We start from the raw sequence: 3,817 nt of genomic DNA on the forward strand, positions 1-3,817 counted from the left end.
CGTTCTCATCCTGATTGACGCTGGATTCTCAGCCTGTTTGTCGCGCGGCAGCGCCGTGGCCAATGAACTGCTAAACTAGGATCCAACCCATCCCGACGGAACAGAAGCCCTGCGACTTCTACGCCGCAAACTGACGATGGTGGCTTGCGAAAACCTCTTGGCAGAACTTGAAACCACGCCCTTACCTGCCGAACACACAGATACGCAGACAATAAAGATGTCCGACACAGACAGCCAGAATGTCCGGCACCATCATAACTCAAATAAAGAACATATTGATAAAGAAGAGCCACTTGCACATACGGACCAACATCCACTGTCAGTCACAGAACTTCTGGCAAGCTGCCCAGAGGCTAGGCAATATGCGGTAAGAAAGATTGAAAGCTTTGCCGATGTGATCGCCCATGCACGCATTCTTGCACCCATGATCGGAATCGATGACCGAACCTATCAGACTGCACAAGACCGTATCGGACCTCTAGCCACAGCGACAACGATTTGGGCAATGATGCAGTTTTATGATCGCATCAAGAAAGCAGGTGCATACTTCAGAGCCCTAACTGTTGGAAGTAAAAGCGAAGGTTTTGATCCAGTGCGACTTATCCGACAACTTGCCGCATCACATGACCTGCGCACCGACAATTGTCCGCGGACAACTTGAAGTGATGGTCTTTGATTCAAGAACAACAGCAGTTGTCCGCGGACAATACAGACATTTTCTGAGAGTAAGGGGAGTGTTGGTTTGAGGGTGACGGGAAGTGAGATCGGGAGAGTGGCTTCCGGCGCCCGTCGTGGAGAAAATCTGATGACCAAAGCTGTCCAGAAAATCATCCTGTCCCCGTCCCAGGATATCCCTTTTGACAAGCTGGTGCTGAGCCAGTCCAACGTGCGGCGCATCAAGGCTGGCGTGTCCGTCGAGGAACTGGCCGAAGATATTGCCCGCCGCGGTCTGTTGCAGAGCCTGAGCGTACGGCCCGTCTTGGCTGACGATGGCACCGAAACCGGCAAGTTCGAAATCCCGGCCGGTGGACGGCGGTTCCAAGCGTTGTCCCTGCTGGTGAAGCAGAAGCGTTTGGCGAAGACGACACCCATTCCCTGCATCGTGCGCGATGCTGCGTCCGACATCTTGGCCGAGGACGATTCCTTGGCCGAGAACATGCAGCGCGTCGCCTTGCACCCGCTCGACCAGTTCCGCGCTTTTGTCGCGCTGCGGGACGAGGGCCAGAGCGATGCAGAGATTGCCGCCGCCTTCTTCGTGACGCCGCAGATCGTGAAACAGCGCCTGAAACTTGCCTCCGTCGCGCCTGCCCTGCTTGAGGTCTATGCCGAGGATGGCATGACGCCGGAGCAGCTCATGGCCTTCACCGTGAACCCTGATCACGCGCGTCAGGTTCAGGTCTGGGATGTGATCCATTCATCCTGGAACAAGGAGCCATTCCAAATCCGGCGCATGCTGACCGAGACCTCGGTCCGGGCGTCAGGCCGGCGTGCGGTCTTTGTGGGTGTTGAGGCCTATGAAGCGGCGGGCGGCACGATGCTGCATGACCTCTTCCAAGGCGATGACGGTGGCTGGCTCGAGGACCCTGCCCTGCTCGATCGGCTGGTGACGGAAAAACTCCATGCCGAGGCAGAGACGGTTGCGGTTGAGGGCTGGAAGTGGATCGAGGTCGCGCTTGACCTGCCCTATGGCTACAGCCACGGTCTGCGGTCCCTGTCCGGCGATCCGACGCCAATGACCGATGACGAAGGTGCGGCTCATGCGAAGCTGCTCGACGAGTATCGGGCGCTGGAAGACGAATACGCATCTTTGACTGCCCACCTGCGATTGGCTATCAGTCGATGAACGCGGTCTTCGCGGCTGATGTGCTTTATGTTCCGTCCGGCCCCGGCTATTGGGAGTATGACAGCACCACCAGTTTCATCGGTCAGCTTTCTGAAGCCTTGGAAGACCTTGGCAGGTTTCGCGGGCGTCTGCCATCCGGCACGAACCCTGAAAAGGTTTTCGCGGACATCCGTTTTTTGCTGACCCGCTTTGAGCCGAACAACGACCTGCATCGTGCGATGCAGAAAGCCTTTGAGCAGGTGTTTAAATCCCATGTCACCGCAAACCCGATTGAGATGACCCGTGAGACATGGCGCCGCGCGCGGATGCCGTTTGATCGTAAGCGCTACGGCGTGGCCCTATGCGGCGAGGCTTGACGGCTGGTTGAAGCGCCATGGCATGAGGTCTTCGATGCCGCTTTGCGGGTAGCCGTCGAGGATGGCGCGCAGGGTGGCGGCGATATAGTCGACCGGATTCAAGTTGGACATCTTGCAGGTGGCGACGAGCGAGGCCAGCATGGCCCAATTCTCGGCGCCGATTTCATTTCCTGCAAATAGTGCATTCTTCCTTGTCAGGGCGATCGGTCGGATCTGGTTTTCGACCGGGTTGGTGTCGAGCTCCAGCGTGCCATCATCCAGGAAGCGGATCAGTCCGGGCCAATGCCCCAGCGTGTAGCGGATGTCCTCGGCGAGCTGGGATTTCTGCGGAATGCGTGAGAGCTGGGCTTCCAGCCAGGGCTTCAGCGCCGCGATGATCGGAGCCGCATGTTCACGCCGGGCGGCAAGGCGCGCAGGCGCCTCTTTGCCGCGGACAGACTTCTCGATCTGATAAAGCAGCGCGATCTGACGCAGCATCTCTTCGGCGATGGATGAGCCATCGCTCTCGAAGCGTTTCACGAAGCGGCGGCGGACATGAGTCCAGCAATAGACCAGCTGCCACGGGCCAGTGTCGCGGGCGATCTCGGTCAGCGCATTGTAGGACTGGTAGGCATCGCATTGCAGGAAGCGGCCGTGATACCCGGCGAGGAAGTTCAGCGGGTGCGCCTTGCCCCGGCCGGGGGCGTAATGGAACAGCACGATGGGCGGGCCAGCGCCGCCATGGCCGCGATCATCGGACACGACGGCCCAAAAGAAGCCGCTCTTGGTGGCCTTTCGGCCCGGGTCCAACACCGGTGCGCGGGTCTCATCCACGAAGATGCGATCGGCACCCCGCAGATGGGCGCGCATGTGGTTGATGACCGGCATCAGATGGAAACAGGCGCGCCCGACCCAGTTGCCGAGCGTGCCCCGGTCAAGGTGGATGCCCTGCCGCTTGAAGATCTCGGCCTGCCGGTAGAACGGAAGGTGGTCGCCGAATTTCGCTACGATGATCCATGCGATGAAGAGATCCGTAGGCAGCCCACCGGGCACGACATGTTCGGGCGCATGCGCCTGCGCCACGGCTTGCGAGCAGCGGCGGCAGGCGTATTTCGGGCGCCGCGTGACCAGCACCCGGAACTGGGCAGGGATCACGTCCAGCCGCTCGGATACATCCTCGCCGATCTTCGCCATCTCGCCGCAGCCACAAGGGCAAAGCGTGCTGGCAGGCTCGATCACCCGCTCAACCCGCGGCAGATGCGACGGCAGGTGCCCGCGGTTGCGCTTGGGCTTGCGCCGTTCCTCACCGCGCGCCCTTTGCATCGCCGCCTCGGCCTTCTCCTGCGCGGCCTCGAGCACGCCCTGTGCAAATTCGGCATCCTCCAGGGGAAGGTTGAACTGGTCTGGCGAGAGCTTCTAGGAGCGCTTGCCGAATTTCTCGCGCTGCGCCGCGCGCAGAATATCCTGCAGTCGACGGTTGGCCTCCTGCGTCTCGGCCAGTGTCGCCTCGACCTCGGCGAGGCGGGCTTTCAGCAGGGCATTTTCGCGCGCAAGATTGCGCATTTCGCGGAAGTTGGGCAGTGATTTCGCGTGATCTCGGGCACGCGTTTCACGGCATCGCGGGCAGCCATTTCACGCC

The 3,817-nt window shown here is 60.1% G+C and carries 1 protein-coding gene and 3 pseudogenes; 3 read left to right on the forward strand and 1 reads right to left on the reverse strand.

Annotation, left to right across the window (positions count from 1 at the left end; all coding sequences use genetic code 11):
- Positions 1–157: 157 nt before the first annotated feature.
- The 3 genes and pseudogenes from repC to ACFTOW_RS13740 all read left to right on the forward strand — a co-directional run.
- Positions 158–661 (forward strand): replication initiation protein RepC, encoded by a 504-nt coding sequence (gene repC, locus ACFTOW_RS13730; RefSeq protein ID WP_379916655.1) that lies wholly within the window; start codon positions 158–160, stop codon positions 659–661.
- Positions 662–805: 144 nt separating this feature from the next.
- Positions 806–1,801 (forward strand): annotated as a pseudogene (locus ACFTOW_RS13735) (ParB/RepB/Spo0J family partition protein); the annotation flags it as partial.
- Between the two features lie 2 nt (positions 1,802–1,803).
- Positions 1,804–2,199 (forward strand): annotated as a pseudogene (locus ACFTOW_RS13740) (ParA family protein); the annotation flags it as partial.
- Here ACFTOW_RS13740 and tnpC read toward each other — a convergent pair.
- A pseudogene (tnpC, locus tag ACFTOW_RS13745) lies at positions 2,182–3,741 on the reverse strand (IS66 family transposase). The pseudogenes ACFTOW_RS13740 and tnpC overlap by 18 nt on opposite strands.
- Between the last annotated feature and the right edge of the window lie 76 nt (positions 3,742–3,817).

The sequence above is a fragment of the Lacimonas salitolerans genome, from assembly GCF_042677865.1.
GTDB classification, from domain to species: domain Bacteria; phylum Pseudomonadota; class Alphaproteobacteria; order Rhodobacterales; family Rhodobacteraceae; genus Lutimaribacter; species Lutimaribacter salitolerans.